Source organism: Acinetobacter sp. ANC 4973, assembly GCF_002135275.1.
GTDB lineage: Bacteria > Pseudomonadota > Gammaproteobacteria > Pseudomonadales > Moraxellaceae > Acinetobacter > Acinetobacter kyonggiensis.
Genome location: NZ_NEGM01000001.1, coordinates 544,189 through 564,120, shown reverse-complemented (window position 1 = coordinate 564,120; position 19,932 = coordinate 544,189). Strand labels below are relative to the sequence as shown.

General features: G+C 37.5%; 17 protein-coding genes and 2 tRNA genes. 12 read left to right on the top strand and 7 right to left on the bottom strand.

Features of this window, described 5'->3' with window-relative positions; all coding sequences use genetic code 11:
• Positions 1-216: 216 nt before the first annotated feature.
• The 4 genes from pgaA to pgaD are packed head-to-tail and all read left to right on the top strand — an operon-like array spanning position 217 to position 6,296.
• On the top strand, positions 217-2,691 hold the full coding sequence (pgaA, locus tag B9T30_RS02775; protein WP_086183669.1) for a poly-beta-1,6 N-acetyl-D-glucosamine export porin PgaA: 2,475 nt from the start codon (positions 217-219) through the stop codon (positions 2,689-2,691).
• Positions 2,691-4,529 (top strand): poly-beta-1,6-N-acetyl-D-glucosamine N-deacetylase PgaB, encoded by a 1,839-nt coding sequence (gene pgaB / locus B9T30_RS02770; protein ID WP_086183668.1) that lies wholly within the window; start codon positions 2,691-2,693, stop codon positions 4,527-4,529. The genes pgaA and pgaB (B9T30_RS02770) overlap by 1 nt, the downstream gene beginning before the upstream one ends.
• Positions 4,529-5,797 (top strand): poly-beta-1,6-N-acetyl-D-glucosamine synthase, encoded by a 1,269-nt coding sequence (gene pgaC, locus B9T30_RS02765; protein ID WP_086183667.1) that lies wholly within the window; start codon positions 4,529-4,531, stop codon positions 5,795-5,797. Before pgaB (B9T30_RS02770) ends, pgaC begins: the two co-directional genes overlap by 1 nt.
• Positions 5,790-6,296 carry a poly-beta-1,6-N-acetyl-D-glucosamine biosynthesis protein PgaD gene (gene pgaD / locus B9T30_RS02760; protein ID WP_086183666.1) on the top strand — a complete coding sequence of 169 codons (507 nt, stop codon included), beginning with the start codon at positions 5,790-5,792 and terminating at the stop codon, positions 6,294-6,296. Before pgaC ends, pgaD begins: the two co-directional genes overlap by 8 nt.
• On the opposite strand, the gene pgaB (B9T30_RS02755) is transcribed toward pgaD, so the two are convergent.
• The 5 genes from pgaB (B9T30_RS02755) to B9T30_RS02735 form a co-directional block, all read right to left on the bottom strand.
• Positions 6,262-7,485, bottom strand: coding sequence for a poly-beta-1,6-N-acetyl-D-glucosamine N-deacetylase PgaB (gene pgaB, locus B9T30_RS02755; protein WP_086183665.1), 1,224 nt, complete (start codon positions 7,483-7,485; stop codon positions 6,262-6,264). The genes pgaD and pgaB (B9T30_RS02755) overlap by 35 nt on opposite strands.
• A 111-nt stretch (positions 7,486-7,596) precedes the next feature.
• Positions 7,597-8,427 (bottom strand): VOC family protein, encoded by an 831-nt coding sequence (locus B9T30_RS02750; RefSeq protein ID WP_086183664.1) that lies wholly within the window; start codon positions 8,425-8,427, stop codon positions 7,597-7,599.
• A gap of 148 nt (positions 8,428-8,575) precedes the next feature.
• On the bottom strand, positions 8,576-10,294 hold the full coding sequence (locus B9T30_RS02745; RefSeq protein WP_086183663.1) for a flotillin family protein: 1,719 nt from the start codon (positions 10,292-10,294) through the stop codon (positions 8,576-8,578).
• Between the two features lie 33 nt (positions 10,295-10,327).
• On the bottom strand, positions 10,328-10,975 hold the full coding sequence (locus tag B9T30_RS02740) for a YqiJ family protein (protein WP_227518937.1): 648 nt from the start codon (positions 10,973-10,975) through the stop codon (positions 10,328-10,330).
• Positions 10,976-11,270: 295 nt separating this feature from the next.
• Positions 11,271-11,813 carry a hypothetical protein gene (locus tag B9T30_RS02735; RefSeq protein WP_086183710.1) on the bottom strand — a complete coding sequence of 181 codons (543 nt, stop codon included), beginning with the start codon at positions 11,811-11,813 and terminating at the stop codon, positions 11,271-11,273.
• A gap of 341 nt (positions 11,814-12,154) precedes the next feature.
• Here B9T30_RS02735 and cysD point away from each other — a divergent pair, with 341 nt between their 5' ends.
• The 7 genes from cysD (at position 12,155) to B9T30_RS02700 (ending at position 18,527) form a co-directional block, all read left to right on the top strand.
• Positions 12,155-13,063, top strand: coding sequence for a sulfate adenylyltransferase subunit CysD (gene cysD / locus B9T30_RS02730; RefSeq protein WP_171065359.1), 909 nt, complete (start codon positions 12,155-12,157; stop codon positions 13,061-13,063).
• 82 nt (positions 13,064-13,145) lie between these two features.
• Positions 13,146-14,762: a sulfate adenylyltransferase subunit CysN gene (cysN, locus tag B9T30_RS02725; RefSeq protein WP_086183661.1), complete on the top strand. Its 1,617-nt coding sequence runs from the start codon at positions 13,146-13,148 to the stop codon at positions 14,760-14,762.
• A gap of 91 nt (positions 14,763-14,853) precedes the next feature.
• Positions 14,854-16,215: a hypothetical protein gene (locus B9T30_RS02720; protein ID WP_086183660.1), complete on the top strand. Its 1,362-nt coding sequence runs from the start codon at positions 14,854-14,856 to the stop codon at positions 16,213-16,215.
• Positions 16,216-16,261: 46 nt separating this feature from the next.
• On the top strand, positions 16,262-16,783 hold the full coding sequence (locus tag B9T30_RS02715) for a PadR family transcriptional regulator (RefSeq protein WP_086183659.1): 522 nt from the start codon (positions 16,262-16,264) through the stop codon (positions 16,781-16,783).
• A gap of 9 nt (positions 16,784-16,792) precedes the next feature.
• Positions 16,793-17,095, top strand: a complete 303-nt coding sequence (locus B9T30_RS02710) for a DUF3861 domain-containing protein (protein WP_086183658.1) — start codon at positions 16,793-16,795, stop codon at positions 17,093-17,095.
• 32 nt (positions 17,096-17,127) lie between these two features.
• Positions 17,128-17,388: a DUF2798 domain-containing protein gene (locus B9T30_RS02705; RefSeq protein WP_086183657.1), complete on the top strand. Its 261-nt coding sequence runs from the start codon at positions 17,128-17,130 to the stop codon at positions 17,386-17,388.
• A 146-nt stretch (positions 17,389-17,534) separates the two neighbouring features.
• Positions 17,535-18,527, top strand: coding sequence for an NAD(P)H-quinone oxidoreductase (locus B9T30_RS02700; RefSeq protein WP_086183656.1), 993 nt, complete (start codon positions 17,535-17,537; stop codon positions 18,525-18,527).
• Positions 18,528-18,750: 223 nt separating this feature from the next.
• Here the strand turns inward: B9T30_RS02700 and B9T30_RS02695 are convergent.
• Both B9T30_RS02695 and B9T30_RS02690 read right to left on the bottom strand, forming a co-directional pair.
• Positions 18,751-18,836, bottom strand: a tRNA-Leu gene (locus B9T30_RS02695).
• Positions 18,837-18,848: 12 nt separating this feature from the next.
• Positions 18,849-18,922, bottom strand: a tRNA-Cys gene (locus tag B9T30_RS02690).
• Positions 18,923-19,074: 152 nt separating this feature from the next.
• Here B9T30_RS02690 and folD point away from each other — a divergent pair.
• The gene (gene folD, locus B9T30_RS02685; RefSeq protein ID WP_086183655.1) at positions 19,075-19,923 is read left to right on the top strand and encodes a bifunctional methylenetetrahydrofolate dehydrogenase/methenyltetrahydrofolate cyclohydrolase FolD; all 849 of its coding nucleotides are present in this window, start codon (positions 19,075-19,077) and stop codon (positions 19,921-19,923) included.
• Positions 19,924-19,932 lie beyond the last annotated feature (9 nt).

Sequence of the window (19,932 nt, the reverse complement as noted above, 5' to 3'; positions counted from 1 at the left end):
AGAACATGGTTAAATTATCAATAAAATGCTTTATGAAAAAGTATAGCATTAGAAAAAGAAAGATATTTTTCACTTTTAAATTAATGTGACATATATCATGTTGGTTAATAAAAATACAAAACTAAACATGAAAAATGGTTGATGTTATTAGGTTTGAGCGTATTGTTTATAAGGGAATACAACAATTAATAACAATGAATTAAGAGTACTTTAACTATGAATAAGATGAATTCTAAATTAAATATACTTACTCTATCCTGTGGAACTTTACTGTTTTCTACATTGTTGCATGCAGAATTGTTATATAAGGACTCTGCCCCGCAACGTGAAGAAATAGTAAGTTTAATTAAGCAAGGGCAAGTGGATGTGGGTTTGCAAAAACTTAGACAATTACTCATGCAGCAACCCGATGATCAGAAATTGATTGCTGATTTTGTTGTAATCGCCTATGAAAATAAAAAATTTGTAGAATCTGATGTTAAATACTTAAATGGCATACAAACTGCACAATTTCCAGAATACGGAAAAGTTAATGTTATTAAAGCATTACGAGATTTGAAAAGATTTGAATTAGCAGAACAATGGGCAAAAAAATTCGCCGAGACCGATCAAAATCAAATGTGGGGGGTGTGGATCGGGGTATTACAGGCAGAAGCAGGAAAAACCCTTGAATCGAAAAAAACTTTGGCTCCGCTTGATATCAACTATATTGACCCTGACTATTTAGCACAACTTGCTTATGCCTATCGCATGTTAGATATGCCGATTGAAGCATTGAATGCCGCTAGCCTAGCCGTTGAAAAAAATCCCAATAGCAGTACGCAAGAACAGTATGTATTGGCACTTATGGCAAATGCTGATTATGCTAAGGCTGAAAAATATATTCAAGATAATGAAGTACTCAGAAAACAGCCTCAACTTAGAGCGAGTGCCAAGATTAGTGAATTCACCCAACGTATTCAAAATGCAGTACAGTATTACAAAGTTTTAACTTATCGTGATCGTGGAAATATTGCGTATAAACAACTTAATCAAGTTCTAGCTGATATGGCGAAGTTTGAATCACAATTGCCTAATGATCAAAATATTAGACGTCAATTCTACTATGAATATATATATGCTTTAAATGAGCGAAATTTGTCTGGAAAAGTACTTGAGCAAATTCCAAAAATTGGCATACCGATCGAGCGAATGCCTGCCTATGTACGTCAATCGATTGCGGATGCCTACTTAAAAGATCGACAACCTAAATTGGCTGAAGCACTCTATAAAAATTTGTTGAAGGAAAAGAACTATCAAACCTATGAAATTTATTCTGGCTTGTATTACGCCTTAATTGAACAAGAAAAGTATAAAGAAGCGAATCAATTGATTTTAGCTATGGATAAAATATTGCCCACTTTTCAATATAGTAATGCCAAAGGGGTTGATAAAGTTACCCATGATGATCGTATTGAATATATAGCCTTGGTGGGTCTCAATTATGTTTATCGCCATGAGTATGCCAAAGCTGAAGCGTATTTTGAAGATTTGGTTGCAAAAGCGCCAAATAATATCATTTATCAAAATCACCTTGCAGAAGTACAACGCTGGCGTGAACAACCACAGCGTTCCGAAGAAACCTTGGCACTGTGGGATGGTGTTGAACCCGTTGATCAGGCTATACGAATCAATAACTTACAGAATATGCAGGCCTTAGGTCATATTCCAGAATGGCGTAAGCTGAATGCTTATCTCATGGAAGCGATGCCGGGGGATTCGGGTGTTGTAAAGAGTAAAAAAGAACTTGATGATCGTGATCGTGCATCGATTGAGCATATGAGTACTTTTTCAAAAAGTGACTCTGATAATACAGCTTTGCTCAATCGCTTAAAAGGAAGTCGTGAACAGGACAACTTGACCCGTATTAATAGCCCATGGTTTTACGATACTTTGCGTACTTATGTCGATCATAGTATTCGTTCGGCTGATTATACTGAGGGTAAAATTGACGATCAACGCGTAGGACTAGGTCTGGAATGGGAGTCGCATCGTAAAGCTGCAAATATTCTACTGTCTCAAAGTCTAGATGGGGCTAATGATCGTTTTGGGGTTGAACTTAATTGGTCGCAATGGTTGGGTGATCATTTGCAGTATGTTTTAGGCTTCAATAGTCAGGCAGATATCCCATTACAAGCGATCAAAAAAGGCAATGAGGGGAAATCTTATACTGTTGGGTTGAACTTGCAAAAAAATGAATCTCAAGAAGCAGGGGCAGCATATCAATTAACAGATATTGATGACGGTAACACACGTCATGAAATTACAGGTTACGTTAAACAACGAATTTTTGCGGCACCCCATAATATTACCAGTGCCACTTTAGGGGGCTATTACGGTCACAATGATAATGTACCGGTCGATTATTTTAATCCTAAAGAAAGTTATAGTGTCGAACTGGGTTTACAACATGACTGGATCACTTGGCGTAGACATGACAGAAATTTCACACAACATTTTGAAGCAACTATAGGCACTTTTAGACAAACATCATTTGCCTCAGAAATGATTTATAACGTTTTTTATCAACATGATTGGCAACTTTCTCGAACTTGGAATTTGAACTATGGCATAGGGTGGGGAACACATCCGTATGATGGGGAGGATGAAAAAAGAACTTATGCAACTCTTGGCTTTAAGGGGAATTTCTAATGAAAAAAATTGCAAAAAGTTTATTTTCTTCAATTTTAACAATAGTTTTGGTGGTTCCTGCCGTTAGTTTGGCTCAGAATGTGACAAAAACTGCACCTGAGATATCAGATAATTTATTTGTCACACTCACTTTTCATGATGTGAGAGATGATGTTGCAAGAACAGGGGATCGAGATCTCTATGCAATTAGTACAAAAAATTTAGCACAATATTTTGCATGGATTCAGCAAGAAGGTTGGCATCCTATTCGTTTAGAAGATGTGTGGCAAGCTCGTCAAAAGAAAAAACCGTTGCCAGCTAAATCGGTATTATTGACTTTTGATGATGGAGCATTAAGCAGCTATACCCGAGTTTTTCCTTTGTTGAAACAGTATGATTTTCCAGCGGTATTTGCGATTCCAACCAGTTGGATTAATGGTAATACTAAAGATGCCGAGCAAGCTTATGGTCAACATAATCTGATGAATTGGGATCAGATGCGTGAAATGCAACAGTCGGGTTTAGCCGAGTTTGTTTCACACTCAGACAACCTGCATAAGGGTATTGTAGCTAATCCACAAAATAGTATGCAGCCTGCTGCAATTACACGTGAATATTCACCAATGTTTTCTAATTATGAGTCTGATCAAGCCTATTCTGATCGCGTATTTTCAGACTTAAAACAGTCGAAGGAAACTTTAGATTCTGAACTGGCTATTAATAGCTTAGCTATTTTCTGGCCTTATGGGGCTGTGACCAAGGAAAGTGAAGAAATTGCGGCAAAAGCGGGATTGCCCATGTCCTTTAGTTTAGGCAGTATGTCGACCTTGGCAGACTCGGGGGCAACTTATCAACGTGGTCTGATTATGAACAATCCATCGCCTGAAATGATTCATGAGGAAATGATGGATTTTTTGACTTTTGCACGTGCTGACCATAAGCAACGCAAAAGTTTTATTCGTTTCGATTTGGCAGAAATGCTGAGTCCAAACAATCAAGTTTTTGATCAGAAATTAGGGAAATTTTTAAATCAAATCAATTCATTAAGCAGCAATACAATTTTATTGCAAACAGTGGCTGATCAAAATGGTGATGGAAAAATAGATACTGCTTATTTTCCAAACCAGCAATTGAAAATGAGTCAAGATTTGCTCAATCGTACTGTTTGGCAAGCGCGTACCCGAATTAATAATCGTGTATATGCGGAGTTACCAGTGAGTTTAGAAACAAAACAAGGGTTAAATCTTGCGGAGTTAACAGCTGATTTGGTCAAAAACAATTCTTCAATTGAAGGGTTAATGATAGAAACAGGTGATGAGTTTTCATGTGCTATTGAAAATAAAACATGGGATGCAGCTTGTAGCCAGAAAATTAATCAAGTTTTTAAAATTAAAGAGCGTACCAAAGAACAGGCAAAATATTATACGAATATCAGTAATAACTATCAAACTGCATTAAAAATGACTTTGAAAGATAAGCATATAGAGGGTTTAAAACCGTTACTTGAACATAGTTTAAATTATAGTGATTATCTATATCTTGATTTTGACCCAGTAAGTCAGCCTGAAATATTTAAAGCTGTACAAAAACAGTTGGAAAAGTTAAATGATCAACAAAAGCAACGTTTGATTTTCAGTTTTACCATTGATCCAAATGCATCAAAAAGAGAGTGGAAACGCTATCAACGCGATTATCAAGTGTTGAAAAAGTTAGCGATACAAAAAATTGGGATTAATAATTACCAATTGGCACAAGGACAGCGTGTTCAGGAAAACCTTTATAGAGAGTTAAGCTCGAATAATAGTCCATTAACTTATCTTAATCCTTATGAACAAGCTAATGTTAAGGAGAGAAAATAATGGAAAATTTAAATCTACTGCAATTTAGCGATTTCTATTTTGGCTTTGCTTTCTTCTACCCGCTATTTATGGCTTGGCTGTGGATTGCCGGTGGAATTTGGTTTTATTTAAAACATGAACGTAAACAACCTGTATTGCCAGAGCCCAGTGAGCATGCTTGCAGCATTATTATTCCTTGTTTTAATGAAGAGGCGCAGGTTAGAGATACGATTAAATTTGCGATGCAAACCCAGTATCCAAATTTTGAGGTTATTGCAGTCAATGATGGCAGTAAAGATGGAACTGCTGAAATTTTAGATGAACTTTTATTGCAATATCCAAAGCTTCGAGTGGTTCATTTGGCTGAAAATCAAGGTAAGGCTTATGCCTTACGTGCCGGAGCGATGGTCAGTCGAAATGAATATTTGATTTGTATTGATGGTGATGCTTTGTTACATCCATATGCTGTGTTATGGATGATGCACCATTTAACCCGTTATCCCCGAGTTGGAGCTGTGACGGGTAATCCACGTATTGTGAACAGATCTAGTATTTTAGGTAAAATTCAGGTGGGTGAGTTTTCATCTATTATTGGGTTGATTAAACGTGCACAACGAACCTATGGGCGTATTTTTACCATATCAGGAGCAATCGCGGGTTTTCGTAAAACGGCATTAGACCGCATTGGTTATTGGCGTGACGATATGATCACGGAAGATATTGATGTGTCGTGGCGTTTGCAGTTTGATCATTGGGATCTGCAATATGTACCCAGAGCACTGTGTTATATCTATATGCCAGAAACATTAAATGGGCTGTGGAAGCAACGTTTACGCTGGGCCCAAGGTGGGGTTGAAGTTTTGTTTGCTTATCTTCCACGTTTATTTAAATGGAATTTACGCCGTATGTGGCCGATTGCACTAGAGTCTGTGATTAGTGTGCTTTGGGCATATGCCATGACTGGAATTATTATCTTATATTTATATGGTCTGTTTTTCTCTTTACCAGGAGAATGGGCAATTCAATCGCTCTTTCCTCAATGGTATGGCGTTATTCTAGGTGTAACGTGTCTGATCCAATTCTTTGTTAGTTTGTGTATTGATAAGCCTTATGATAAAGACCGAATCTTCAGGAACTATTTTTGGGTGATTTGGTATCCTTTATTCTTCTGGATTCTCACTATGCTAACCACTGTTATCGCATTGCCAAAAACAATTTTTAAAACTCAAAAACGTGCGCGATGGGTCAGCCCAGACCGTGGATTTCGAGGAGAGCCAGAAAATGACTAATATAAAAGAATCTTTTCTTATTCAAGATGAATCCAAACTAGAACTCCCAGAATATATTGACCGACCTGAATATGTGCGAAATAAGAGCGTAGGCTACAGTTTACAAATTGCGGGTTGGTTTGTTTTTATGTGGTTGTTCATGCCGCTAATCACGGTGTTTTTTTGGTGGTTTGAAGGTAAAACAATTTATCAGCAAATGGTGATACAAGCAGAACCAAATAGTCAGTTAAGCCTATTAAATCTTACCGTGATGATTTTACTCTTTATTTGTGTGTTGCTACTTTGGGCAAGCTACAACTGGGTTCGCTTTGTTGGTGATGAACGACGTACTGCTCCAGTAGAAGTGGATGAACAACAGTTGGCAATTAGTTTTAAAGTCAATACAGCCGATATTTTAAATATGCAACAGGCTAAAAACCTGACCCTTTATTATGATGAAAAAGGAATGCTTGAATTTTTTGAGGCTAATCATCAGTTAAAAAAGCGGATTTCAGCTTAGATGGCTGAGGGTGTTCATTAACAAAATCATCGGGGTAATAACCAATATGTTTTACCCCATGCTTTTCTAAAAACTGGATGGTCTCGGTAATTTCTTGAGTTGAAATTTTTTGATTATTGATCCAATTCACGGCTTGAAGTTCAAAGATGGTACGATCCAAGTTCGGGTCGTATTTTTTACTTTGTTGAATTAAGTCCAAATAGAATTGTTGATGATCATCTGCCTCTTCCATATAGGGCATCGCCATGATGGCATTGTAGTCATAGTATTGATAGGTGCTAGGCATAGACTGGCTAAACCAATTTTCACTTTCAGGATTCAATACCACAGGTGCATACATATTTCGTGCCGTGAGTATATTGGGTTGTTGTTGTTTAATAATTTTACTAATGCCTTCCGCAAATTGATCTAAATAGGCTGTTTTGAATTTTGCTAATTGTGATGGTTTAGGATGCTTCGATTGTTTTAATAACTGGTCAGCATTAAAGCCCCAAGATTGGTACATCTTTTTGGCTATGTTGGAAGAGTCTTCATAATCACTGAGGGTAACGTCATCATGATAGAGTACCCCATCGACTGAATTTGATTGCATGAAATCTAAATAAATTTCTGAGACATATTTAAGATTTTGTGGATCAAATGGTGATACTCGAATATAGCCTTGCTTTCCGCCAGCGCTGTGTGAAACATAGGAAAGCTTGTAGCGTTTAGGAAACTCCCAAGCCATTAAGGGCAGCCATGCATAAATATGTTTAACCTGCGTTGTGCTACGAATTTGGCTGACAAGCGTGGGAAATAGATTGTCTCTTAATGGGATGTGTCTATTTTTAAAGTAAACTTGATCTGCTGACCCATTAGCATCAGGATCAGCAAAAGCTTGTAAAAAAATGGTATTGGGTTGAATCATGTTTATGCGTTTCAATAACGCTTGAATATTCTGTCGTTGTTGTTGTTTGTCTTCATCATATACATAGTCAATGTCGATATGCATAATTCGCATTTGATCAATTTTACTTGTTTTCTTTACAGTCGCCGTGGTTTTAGAGGCTGTATATTGTTGAACAATATCATTGATAGGGTGGTGTTGAATTTCAGCTAAACCAGCTGATGTCGATAAAGGAAAATAACCTAAACTCAAATAAAGACAATGAGTAAAACGATTTTTGTATAAATTTTTAAAATTAATCATTTTGAATAGTACTCTTTTTAGTAAATGATGGATTTGTAATGCTTATTTCGTGATCTAAAACAAAAAGTTGGAAAGTGGCTTTTGGGTATTCAAATTATTGTTTATAAAAAGTTATTTTGTTTGAAGTAAATCTTGAATAATCAGTTTTTTCATTTTAAATAATGCAGTGAGTGCATGAGGATTGTTTGTTAAAATTTCCCATAAATTTTGCGGGACAATTTGCCAACTGACACCAAATTGATCTTTACACCAACTACACTGGTCTTCAGTACCATGTAAGGTGATGGCATTCCAGTAATAGTCAATTTCAGCTTGATCTTTGCATTCAATCACTAAGGATACAGCTTCACTAAATTCGAAATTTTGTTGAATGCCACTGTCCATGGCCATCAAGGTCAGGTCGTTGGCTGTAAATTGAGCATGTTTTACTTGTCCAATATATTCTCCCTCGCTATATTTTAGAACACCTTGAAATTGAAAGTGCTTAAATAGAGTTTGATAGAAATTCAATGCTGTTAAGCATTGTCCTTGATATGAACCGCAATACATAAGTGTCGGGACAATTTTTTGCTGATTGACATCCGATAATTGACCTAAATAGAGTTGCCAGTTAAAACCATGTTGGTCTTGTAACCAACCATAATAATTACTCCAAGGATATAGACCCAGCTCCATTCGTGCGAAGCCACCATCAATCAATTGTTTCCAATATTCATCAATTTCAGTTCGACTTTCACAAATTACCATAAAAGAAATAGAAGGGTTAGGGGTGAAAGGGGGGCCACCATTAATGCCCATAAATGGAACACCTGCGAATTGTACTTTTAGTGCAGTGTCATGTTCTTGTATGATTTGGCTGTTTGGAAAAATAGAGCAATACCATTCTAATGCAGTTTTAGCATTTTTTTTAAACCGCAAAGCAGGGTAAATAGAGTGAGTCATTATTGTGCTCTATATGTGCAGTATTAGCAGATAATGTAGCTTTTTTTCGAGTTAACTTAAGTAAGTTTACGTGGATTGATTGTATAAAATTTATTCAATTTAAAATAAAAAATGCAGCGTCTAGGCTGCATTTTTGGCTGCTAAAGCCTTACTTTATTGAAGTGGTTTGAGGTTTTAAACTCTGAGTTAAGCCATTGATATCACCCCCTTGAATACCCAGTTCATTCATCAGGCTATCAATCAGTGGCGCTTGAGTACGGTAACGTAATGCACTATTCACCACTTGATCAGATAGGGAAATTTGTCCTTGATCTGAATAACCTTCACTTTGTGCAGTATTGCCACCAATACCGCCTAAACCAGTGACTTGCAAAATCTTAATATCATCAATATTTTCCATAGGTTTAACGCTTTCACGGATAATTTCTGGTAAATATTTCAATAATGCCAAGCGAATCTGCATTTCGACTTGTTCAGAAGACAAGATATTATTGGCTTCATTGACAGCACGTGTACCTTCAGCATCGACTTGGTATTGTTTTTCCATGGCTTGGGCCAAAAGGATTTTTGCATCTGCTTCACCTTTGGCTTTCAGGCGTTCTTTCTCTGCATCTGCTTCAGCAGCGATGCGGATTGCTTCTGCATCGTCAATCGCGGCTTTTTTCCCAGCTTCGGCTGCGACCGTGATTGCAATGGCATCTTTTTCTGCCGCTTGTTTTGCTGCAACCAGTTCAACGGCTTTTTGACGTTCTGCACGTTGCGTTTCACGTACCGTAATGACTTCTTCTTCTGCTTTTACCGCTTCTGCGCGAGCACGGTCGGCAGATGCTTTGGCTTCTGATTCTTCACGAGATTTTTCTGCAATTGCAATGGCACGGATTTGTTCAGCCAATTCAATGGTTTTTTTCTGTTCTACTTCTGCTTGTTGAATAATTTGTGATTTCTGAATGTTTTGACTTTCCACATCACGGGTAGCAGTGATCCGTTTTAAATCGACTTCACGTTCAGCCGCAATACGTGCTTCTTCCGCTTCACGTTTTTTAGCCGCTTCTTGCATGGCAATTTCAGCCAATTGTTCAGCTTTACGAATTGAAATTTCACGCTCTTGTTGCATTTTTGCATATTCTTCTTCACGCAAAATTTGTAAACGTGCTTGTTCTGCTTCTAGGTTTTTGGTTCGAATAGCAAGGTCGGTATCTTGTTCAATATGGTTGCGCTTACGACGACGGTCTTCAATGGTTTCCGTTAATTTGGTTAGACCTTCGGCATCGAAGGCATTTTGTGGGTTGAAATATTTAAATCCTGTTTGATCTAAGCCCGTTAAAGATACGGTTTCCAGTTCTAAACCATTTTTAAAGAGGTCTTCAGAAACCACTTGTTGAACTTTTTGCACGAAATCGACGCGTTTTTCATGGAGTTCTTCCATCGCCATTTCAGCTGCTACGGCTCGCAGTGAGTCAACAAATTTGCCTTCAACGAGATTTTTCAGCTCATTGGGTGACATGGTTTTTTGACCCAAAGTTTGTGCTGCTGTTGCAATAGATTCAGCTGTAGGCTTAACTCGCACATAGAATTCAGCCATTACATCGACACGCATTCGGTCACGTGTAATCAGCGCTTGATCATCTGCGCGGCGAACCTCAAGACGAAGCGTATTCATGTTGACTGGAATTGTTTCGTGAAGCACGGGAAGGACAATGGCACCACCGCCTAAAATGACTTTTTCCCCACCAAAACCTGTACGGACAAAAGAAATTTCTTTACTTGAGCGTTGATAAAGTCGGGCAATAATAATACCAATAATGACCAGTGCGGCAAAAATAATACCTGCAATGACTAAGATGTTGTACAAATTTGAATTTAACATTGTTATCTCAATTATTTTATTGGAAGTTAAAAATTAAAGGGTAATGGCTTGAAAACCGATTTTAGTTTTTTGGGTTAATACAACAGATTGACCTTGGTGAAAAACTTCATTTTGTTCTGGTTCAACCAACACATAGTGCATTTGCCCAAATTGATCTTTGACTTTGGCTTGAGCTGGTGAATTTATTTTGGCTTCACCTAAAATAATCAGCGCTGTGCGCCCAATGAGTTCTTCACTATAAATAGCTGTGGTTTCATCTTGCGGTAAAATTTTCGCCATAACCATGGTGCTATAGCGCACAATAGGCATGCTGAGGAATAAACATGCAGGTGCAATAATCCAAGCACTAAAAAAGTCTGCTGTAAAATGATGAAAAATGCTTTGAAGAATAAAGCCAGTTAAACCATAAATGGTTAAGAAAATAATCAACCAAACAAACAGTGGAACACGTCCCAAATATAACCAATCTAACACTAGGGTAAATAGACTCTGATCAGTATCTATTGCAATTTCGGCATGTTGTGCAGATGTGAAATCATTGGGTAAAAATTGTTCTAAAAAGCTTTGAGAACCACCACCTAATAACAGCAAAATCAGTTCTAAAATGCCGAATAACAGCATGAGGCAAATTGAAATGCTAAAAATGAAATTGGACGGATGAATAAAAAGTTCCCACATTATTTTTTTCTCTGTCTTTATGTTAGTAAGTTATTAAATGTTATTGATTCTTGTTTATAACTAAATCTAACTCAAGATAGCATTCAAGGATACTTTTGTCTAAAGAAATAACATGGTTTTATGATTATTAATATGATGACAGCGGTGACTTTAAGTACATATTTTTAATCAATTATTTTGTTAAAATGAACATAAATTAAAATTTACATCATCAAAAAGACGCTCAGAAAAAATCAAAAGCTAGCGATGACGAACATGCTGTTCTATAGGTGAAATGACTGGGTAGAACAAGCTCATTTTAATATAAACAGGTTTGCATTCGAACCTGCATGTCTAAGGCTTGCTGTACAATAAAGCTTTTTATCCAATTATACTGTTGCCCCATGGAGTTGGTTTTAATCGCGCTATTGAGAAAGTCTAACTTTTCATGGTGAAACAATTGGCTTTCAATGGCATCTTCTAATTGGGCGCTATTTGCCATTAATGGCAGATGGATCAAATAAAATGCTTTGGGATAATTATAAAAAGCATAAAGTAAATTAAAGGCTTTCTGGTCTGCTTTTAAATGCCCAGCGCCAATTTCATAGCTACGGTCTTGATTGCTATGGGTTAAACCAAGCAAAAATTCAAATGTATTGTTCGAAAGTCGTAGACCAAATTGCAGACCAATTTGGTCAGCTGTCAGTTCATGTTGAACAAAATTATTCAGGATTGAACCATCGTCATTTAAGGGTTCTTGTAGTGCCAATAGATGTGAATGATGTTGATAGATAGAGCCTGCCAGTTGTGCATCTTCTAGGCTGGTTTTAACGGTTTCGACAGTACGGTCTAGCGTAAGCATCATTCAACACAACATAAGGTATGGGGGAGCATTTAGATACTGTATGAAATTTTTAAGCTGAATAAAATAGATCTTTTGGATAAGTGAGCGGTCAGCTTATATTTTATACATTCCTGTGCTAAAGTTGTTGTATTCGCTATATTTAAGTAAAATCATAGCGTATTTAAAATTGATCATTAATAAAAACTTATACTTATTATTAGATAAGCTCTATATGATAATTTTGCATATCAATATAATAAAACAAGCAATAGTTCAGATAACTAAATCTTTATAATGAATATATATATTTTAAAAGTGTAATAAGTACACGTTGATCTGAGCTGGTGTTGTCAATGTCCATAAATGAGGAAAGACTTACTCATCTTAAACAGCTTGAAGCTGAGAGTATTCACATTATCCGTGAAGTGGCTGCCGAATTTGAAAATCCGGTCATGTTGTATTCTATTGGTAAAGATTCGGCAGTCATGCTGCATCTTGCGTTAAAAGCATTTTATCCTGCAAAACTTCCATTCCCACTATTGCATGTCGATACAGGCTGGAAGTTCAAAGAGATGATCACATTCCGTGACAACATGGCAAAAACCCATGGTTTCGATTTGATCGTTCATCAAAATAAAGAAGGTAAAGACGCTGGGATCAATCCATTTGATCATGGTAGTTCAAAATATACCGACATCATGAAAACTCAGGGCTTAAAACAAGCACTGGATAAATACGGTTTTGATGCTGCCTTTGGTGGTGCACGTCGTGATGAAGAAAAATCACGTGCTAAAGAGCGTGTTTATTCTTTCCGTGATAGCAAGCATCGTTGGGACCCTAAAAACCAACGTCCTGAACTTTGGAATCTTTACAATGGTAAAGTGAACAAAGGCGAAAGTATTCGTGTGTTCCCATTGTCAAACTGGACTGAGCTTGATATTTGGCAGTACATTTACTTGGAAAGCATTCCACTTGTACCTTTATATTTAGCTGCAGAACGCCCTGTGGTTGAACGTAGCGGTACACTCATCATGGTTGATGATGAGCGTATGCCTTTAAAAGAAGGTGAAGTTCCACAAATGAAATCGGTACGTTTCCGTACTTTAGGGTGTTACCCATTAACGGGTGCGGTTGAGTCAACTGCCAATACCTTACCGGAAATTATTCAAGAAATGCTGCTTGCCACAAGCTCTGAACGTCAAGGTCGTATGATTGACCATGATGAAGCAGGCTCGATGGAAAAGAAAAAGCAAGAAGGCTATTTCTAATTTCCTTAAGAAAGTCCCTCTTTAAAAAGAGGGATTTAGGGAGATTAAAACCGATTTCTAACGAATTTGTGGAGTTTGAGCAATGTCTCATCAATCTGAACTGATTAGCCAAGATATCTTGGCATATTTGAAACAACACGAAAATAAAGACTTATTACGTTTTTTGACTTGCGGTAATGTCGATGATGGTAAATCTACCTTAATTGGTCGTTTACTTTATGATTCAAAATTGATCTATGAAGATCAATTACAAGCCGTGACTCGTGACTCTAAAAAAGTGGGTACGACAGGTGATGCACCTGACTTGGCACTTCTTGTTGATGGTTTGCAAGCAGAACGTGAGCAGGGTATTACCATTGATGTGGCATACCGTTATTTCTCGACTGAAAAACGTAAGTTCATTATTGCCGATACACCGGGGCATGAACAATATACGCGTAACATGGCAACAGGTGCATCTACTTGTGACCTTGCAATTATCCTGATTGATGCGCGCTATGGTGTACAAACGCAAACGCGTCGTCACACTTATATTGCAAGCTTGTTGGGTATTAAGAATATTGTTGTTGCGATCAACAAAATGGACTTGGTGGAATTCTCTGAAACACGTTTCAATGAAATTCAAACTGAATATGCAGGTTTTGTTGCTCAATTGGGCGACCGTAAGCCAAGCAACATCATCTTTACGCCAATTTCTGCATTGAATGGCGATAACGTGGTGAATGTTTCGGAACACACACCGTGGTACAAAGGCGAAACCTTAATGGGTACGCTTGAGTCGGTACAAATTAACCGTGATACCGTGAAACGTGATTTCCGTTTCCCTGTGCAATATGTGAACCGTCCTAACCTCGACTTCCGTGGTTTTGCAGGCACTATTGCGCTGGGTGAAATCAACGTGGGCGATAAAGTTGTGGCTTTACCATCGGGTAAGTCTTCAACGGTGAAAGAAATCGTCACGTTTGATGGCAACCTTGAACATGCATTTGCAGGTCAAGCGGTGACACTCACGCTAAACGATGAAATTGACGTATCACGCGGTAATATGTTGGTCCGTGCGGATCAGGGTGTTCCTACAATTTCTCGTTCTGTAAAAGCGACTGTGGTCTGGATGGCGGATCAACCGCTAGTGCTTGGCAAGTTGTATAACTTAAAAGTGGGTACGCAAACTGTTCCTGCAAAAGTGACTGCCATTAACTTCCGTACTAATGTGAACACGCTTGAGCAAATGCAAGTGGATCATCTTGATCTTAATGCGATTGCCAATGTGACTGTTGAATTTGATGCGCCAGTGGTATTTGACCGTTATCAAGACAGCCGTTATACAGGTTCGTTTATCTTCATTGATCGTTTAAATAACGTAACGATTGGTGCGGGCATGGTGGAAGAATCTGTTGAATGGTCTGCGCATAGCAACCCTGTAACAGCAGAAGACCGTGCAGCACGTTTGGGTCAAAAACCTGCGTCTATTACGGTGTCGAACAAAGCTTTGGAAAATGCACAAGCACTTGAAAGCTTATTGCTTCAACAAGGTATTGTGGCAATTGCTAAAGCGGATTTAGATGCTGCACAAGTGGCATTGCTTCGTGAAACAGGGATTGCGGTGATTACGACTGTGACTGAAGGTACAGATGTCGCATTTACGCAAGATGCTGTTGAAGAGTTGGCTGAAAAAATTGTGGAATTGGTTCGTCTTTAAGAGATGAGTTGATTTGAAGAAACCCACCGTTAGGTGGGTTTTTTTTGGTAGGACTTATGCTTTCATTCATAATATCTATAGGAAAAATATTATGAATGAAAGATTTACAGATGATGTAAGAAATAAAAAAATTGAGTTAAATTGTACGGAAATTTTAATTTATCAAAATAAAGGGATGTGTTTAAAAGGCTATGGAAAAATTAAGATTAATAGCGTTGGCACAATTTACTTAGATTTTATTTGCCAAAGTGCTTATAACTTGCCAGAAATTGAATTTTTTTCTACCAAATATCCCAAAAATGATTTAATTGCTGAGCAGGTTTTTAATTTAATTGGAAAAACCTTAGATGGTCGTACTTTTACATCAAAGAGTTTTAACGTAAAGCTAAATCATCAGATTTATTTATTACCAATTCAAATTTATATTTTTCTTTCTTATATAGAGTTTTCTGAGAAAGTTAAAAATGAAATTAGCTTTCTTTATTTGGAAACACAGCAAATTTTAGAAATACCAAGTAATACAATTACTTCAACAATTGGCGATTCAAGATCGGAACGTAATGAAACTATTTTTAGCCTTTTTAATGATAATTTAAAATTTAGATATGTTAAAAATTATCAAAATAAAAGCTATATAGAGTTAATAGGGAATTTTCAAACAAACAGAACGCATGATTGTCTAAGGTTGTACTATGGGTTGACAACAGGGTGTCTTCTTCAATTTTATTATTCATTTCAGCAAATAAAAAAAGAAAGAATACAAAGGATTAATTCAATAAATACTAATAAAATTGATCATAGATTCTTTCAGGTGTGTCCGACAAATATAAGTGTTGATAATAAATTATCTTTGGATTTTCATGAAAATTTTCTTGTAATAATATTTAAATTAGCTGCTGAAAACGAAAATATATTTAATAGTGTTTTTGAGCAGTGGAGTCGTTTGTGGGATGCTTCTAGATCAACTCAGCAAATTCTAAATTTAGTGATTACAACCTCAGTTGAGGGGTTGTTGAATGATATTTTTATACCTATATTTGAGGAAGATGTGGATCAGAAATTATTGGATGAAATATCAAATATTAAAAATATTATTAAGGCGTTGGATATAAATCATAGTTACAAGCAAAGGTTACATAACTCAATTTCTTATTTAAAGAATATAACAGCAAATAAAGCACTTAATTTATTGGTGATAAAAAAAGTTTTAACTAAGGATGAGGTGAAGGTATGGAAAGAGCTAAGAAATGAAGTAGCACATCCAAAAAATAAAATTTTAGATATTGATGATCAAAAAAAAGTTGAGAGTAATTTTCTATTGTGTCTTAATTTATTTAATAACTTGATATTTCAAGCCTTAAGATATGATGGGGTAAGGTATTATTTTACAAATGAAGATAGTCCTAAAATTACTGAATTCAAGCATTGCCAAGATTTATTAGATAAATCTTAAACCCGTTTTAAGATATATCTTAATTAAATAAAGCTATATCTTAATTATGCCTAAAACTCCCAATCCAGAACTGCTCACAGACCTCGAAAGTTCCCCAACCCTACGTAAACAGCGCCTATTTGAAGCAGGGCAAATGAAACTCTTAGCTCTGCATCTCATCTCGCTTGCACCGAAACACGGTTACGACATCATCAAAGATATGGGTGGCATTGTCGGTGGTGGTTATATCCCAAGTGCAGGCACCATTTACCCAACCCTGAACTATCTAGAAGAGCATGAATTTGTTACTTCAATACTTGTTGCAGGGGATCGTAAGCAATACAGCATTAGCCCAACAGGCATAGAACATTTGAGTGCTCAGCAAGATCAAGTAGAAAGCATTCTTGGTCGTTTTGAAACCCGTCGAAAAATCCACACACAAACAGAATATATCGACATTAAACGTGCAATGGAAAACCTTAAAGCATCGCTGCGATTGAAAATTCAACATACTGAATTAACTCCTGAACAAGTGCGTTGCATTGCAGACAAAATTGATCAGGCTGCCGTAGAAATTGGCCGTTTATAGGAGTAACACGTGAAACAGCATAAATATAAAATTAGCGTTGAACATATTACCGATGCAACAGGTAATCCATCGACCTACGCAGAAGCACTCGAATTTACCACATACAACCATGACGATATTTTTAAAGTATTGGGTTTTATACAAAAAACAGAACTGCTCGATGGCGAATCAGCAAAGGCTTTCGCAGTTGGGTTAAAACTGTTTGGTGAAGTATTACTGGAACATAAAGACGTGCCTTTGTTTAAAGAGTTTATGCCTCAGTTTGTACAGTTTATGAAAGCATTGAAAAAATCTGCACCAAAAGAAATTTAACTGTTATTAAATTGATATATTTAAGGTATTTAATGTCAAATTCTCTTCCAAAATTTCATCCTAAACACATGGCTTGGCTTATGCCTTTAATTTTGTCATGTGTCATGAGTGGTTCACTATCATGTTTTAACTTATTGATGAATAAAGGCTGGGTTGATGGATTTATTTCGATCTGGCTACATACGTGGGTGTTGTCTTGGTTGGTGGCTTTTCCATTAATTCTGGTCTTTATTCCATTGGTACGTAAACTGCTGATGCCTTTTGTTGCTTCACCTAATCATTTGGCAAAGTAATGCGGATAAAGTTAGATCAAGCACAGGTATTTTTTATCTTGATGAAGTTGGCTTAAGACATAAGTCCGACCTGACTTCATTCCTTACTCTATCTATGTTCAAATAAGCTCAATAAACTTGATAAGTAACGAATAGGGAAAGCCGTCATGTCACAAGCAACCATGCAACAAGTCATCATTACCGAAGTGGGTGGCCCAGAAAAATTATCTTATGAAGCCGTCGCTATTCCAACTGCACAAGCAGATGAAGTCTTAGTGAAAGTGCATGCTTTTGGTATTAACCGTCCAGACATCTTGCAGCGTCAAGGCTTATATCCGATGCCTAAAGGTGTAACACCTGTGCCGGGCTTGGAAGTGGCTGGCGAGGTTGTTGCAGTCGGGGAAAATGTCACTCAGTTTAAAGTGGGTAATAAAGTTTGCGGACTGACGAATGGCGGTGGCTATGCAGAATATTGCGTTGTGCCTGAAAGCCAAACTTTGAACATTCCTGAAAATGTCAGCTTTAGCCAAGCGGCTGCTATTCCCGAAACTTTCTTTACTGTATGGGCGAATGTGTTCCAAATGGGAAAAGCTAAAGCAGGTGAAACCATTTTGGTTCATGGTGGAACCAGTGGGATTGGTACGACTGCATTGATGCTGTGTAAAGCACTTGGTCTTAAAACCTTTGCAACGGTTGGTTCTGATGACAAGGTTGCTGCTATTTCACAGCTTGCGACAGCCATTAACTATAAAACTCAAGATTTCGAACAAGTGATTAATGAGAAAACCGACAATGGTGGCGTAGATATAATTTTAGATATGGTTGGCGCACCGTATTTAGAACGTAATTTAAATCTTTTACGTCGCGATGGTCGTTTGGTCTATATTGCATTTTTGGCTGGAGCAAAAGCCAAAGATGTAAAACTTGGTCAAATTATGATGAAACGCTTGACCATTACCGGTTCAACTATGCGAGCGCGTACCACGGCTGAAAAAGCTGAAATTGCTCAAGGTTTAAAAGACACCGTTGCACCACTTTGGGCAAAAGGTGAATGCTTACCGATGATCTACAAGACCTTTAAATTTGATCAAATTGTCGATGCGCATCTTGCGATGGACATAGGTGATCATGTTGGTAAGATTGTAGTGGAAGTGATTTAAAAATTTAAGTTGTCTTAAATCCCTCTGTAATAAAGAGGGATTTTTTTCTTTCTGTTTTAAAAGGTGAGCAGTGCTGCCTAAGGTGGGATTCAAAACCAGAAATAGAGATTAGAAATGAATCGCTAAGTTTTTATGATAGAAAGATTGTTAAACTCAAATTTTAGACATAAAAAAACCAGCATAAGCTGGGATTTTTATTGCACCATTTTAAGAAGTATTAAAATGGTGCCCGAGGCCAGACTCGAACTGGCACGCTTTGTGGGCGGGGGATTTTAAATCCCCTGTGTCTACCGATTTCACCACTCGGGCATTTTAACAAGATGGAGGCGGAGGTCGGAATCGAACCGGCGTACACGGAGTTGCAGTCCGCTGCATGACCACTCTGCCACCCCGCCATGTCTTGTTGATGCGTATATTAGCAACCTTTGAAAAAAAAACAATACTATAAATAGTGTATATGCACATAAAATCGGCATATAGAATAAAATCGGCTAAATAATCATGTATTATTTGCGAAATTGATTCATATCTACTCTGGAGATGTGCCGTGGCATTAGTTTTAGATGGTCGTGCATTGGCAAAACAAATTGAAGCTGACTTGTTAACACGTGTAGAAGCGTTAAAAGCAAAAACAGGTCGTACCCCAATCCTTGCCACGATTTTGGTCGGTGATGATGGTGCATCTGCAACGTATGTGCGTATGAAAGGGAATGCTTGCCGTCGTGTCGGTATGGATTCATTAAAAGTTGAATTAGGTAAAGAAACCAGTACTGAACAACTTTTGGCAGAAATTGAGAAACTCAATGCCAATCCAGATGTTCACGGTATTTTGTTGCAACATCCAGTACCAGAGCAAATTGATGAGCGTGCATGTTTTGATGCAATCTCGCTTGCAAAAGACGTAGATGGTGTAACTTGCCTTGGTTTTGGTCGTATGGCAATGGGTGAAGCAGCGTATGGTTCTGCAACACCAGCGGGCATCATGACCATTCTAAAAGAAAATAAGATTGAAATTGCAGGTCAACATGCGGTTGTTGTTGGTCGTTCTGCAATTTTGGGTAAACCAATGGCAGCGATGTTGTTGCAAGCTAATGCAACAGTTACGATTTGCCATTCACGTACTAAAAATCTTCCAGAATTGGTAAAACAAGCGGATATTATTGTTGGTGCCGTGGGTAAAGCTGAATTGATCCAAAAAGACTGGATTAAACAAGGCGCTGTGGTTATCGATGCTGGTTTCCATCCACGTGATGGCGGTGGTGTAGGTGATATTCAGTTGGTGGGTATTGAAGATGTGGCATCTGCGTATACACCTGTTCCGGGTGGTGTAGGGCCAATGACCATTACCACGTTGATTCGTCAAACGGTTGAAGCTGCTGAAAAAGCTTTAGGTTAATTTGATTGA

Excerpts from the sequence above, each read along its gene's own strand:
- B9T30_RS02720 (WP_086183660.1), top strand. The coding sequence starts at position 14,854 with ATGAATGAAAGATTTACAGATGATGTAAGAAATAAAAAAATTGAGTTA.
- B9T30_RS02705 (WP_086183657.1), top strand. The coding sequence starts at position 17,128 with ATGTCAAATTCTCTTCCAAAATTTCATCCTAAACACATGGCTTGGCTT.
- pgaA (WP_086183669.1), top strand. The coding sequence starts at position 217 with ATGAATAAGATGAATTCTAAATTAAATATACTTACTCTATCCTGTGGA.
- cysN (WP_086183661.1), top strand. The coding sequence starts at position 13,146 with ATGTCTCATCAATCTGAACTGATTAGCCAAGATATCTTGGCATATTTG.
- B9T30_RS02735 (WP_086183710.1), bottom strand. The coding sequence starts at position 11,813 with ATGCTTACGCTAGACCGTACTGTCGAAACCGTTAAAACCAGCCTAGAA.
- pgaB (WP_086183665.1), bottom strand. The coding sequence starts at position 7,485 with ATGATTAATTTTAAAAATTTATACAAAAATCGTTTTACTCATTGTCTT.
- B9T30_RS02715 (WP_086183659.1), top strand. The coding sequence starts at position 16,262 with ATGCCTAAAACTCCCAATCCAGAACTGCTCACAGACCTCGAAAGTTCC.
- B9T30_RS02750 (WP_086183664.1), bottom strand. The coding sequence starts at position 8,427 with ATGACTCACTCTATTTACCCTGCTTTGCGGTTTAAAAAAAATGCTAAA.
- B9T30_RS02700 (WP_086183656.1), top strand. The coding sequence starts at position 17,535 with ATGTCACAAGCAACCATGCAACAAGTCATCATTACCGAAGTGGGTGGC.
- pgaD (WP_086183666.1), top strand. The coding sequence starts at position 5,790 with ATGACTAATATAAAAGAATCTTTTCTTATTCAAGATGAATCCAAACTA.
- pgaC (WP_086183667.1), top strand. The coding sequence starts at position 4,529 with ATGGAAAATTTAAATCTACTGCAATTTAGCGATTTCTATTTTGGCTTT.
- B9T30_RS02745 (WP_086183663.1), bottom strand. The coding sequence starts at position 10,294 with ATGTTAAATTCAAATTTGTACAACATCTTAGTCATTGCAGGTATTATT.
- pgaB (WP_086183668.1), top strand. The coding sequence starts at position 2,691 with ATGAAAAAAATTGCAAAAAGTTTATTTTCTTCAATTTTAACAATAGTT.